This window comes from Isoptericola sp. b515 (genome assembly GCF_030588125.1).
Classification (GTDB): Bacteria; Actinomycetota; Actinomycetes; order Actinomycetales; family Cellulomonadaceae; genus Isoptericola; species Isoptericola sediminis.
Window position 1 is genome coordinate 1 of the sequence record NZ_JAUQYR010000013.1, and the last position, 522, is coordinate 522.

A 522-nucleotide genomic window follows, 5' to 3' on the forward strand; every position below is an offset into this window, starting at 1 on the left:
GGCAAGACCACTTGCTAAGCCTAAATACTACCTAGTGACCGATAGCGGATCAGTACCGTGAGGGAACGGTGAAAAGTACCCCGTGAGGGGAGTGAAATAGTACCTGAAACCGTGTGCCTACAAGCCGTCGGAGCCTCCCTGGTGGGGGTGACGGCGTGCCTTTTGAAGAATGAGCCTGCGAGTTAGTGCTCGGTGGCGAGGTTAACCCGTGTGGGGAAGCCGTAGCGAAAGCGAGTCCGAACAGGGCGATTCAGTCGCCGGGTCTAGACCCGAAGCGAAGTGATCTAGCCATGGGCAGGTTGAAGCGCCGGTAAGACGGCGTGGAGGACCGAACCCACTTAGGTTGAAAACTGAGGGGATGACCTGTGGTTAGGGGTGAAAGGCCAATCAAACTTCGTGATAGCTGGTTCTCCCCGAAATGCATTTAGGTGCAGCGTCACGCGTTCCTTGCCGGAGGTAGAGCTACTGGATGGCCGATGGGCCCTACCAGGTTACTGACGTCAACCAAACTCCGAATGCCGG

The 522-nt window shown here is 56.7% G+C and carries 1 rRNA gene; it reads left to right on the plus strand.

Annotated elements, in window-relative coordinates:
- A 23S ribosomal RNA gene (locus Q6350_RS15315) occupies window positions 1-522 on the plus strand; the annotation flags it as partial.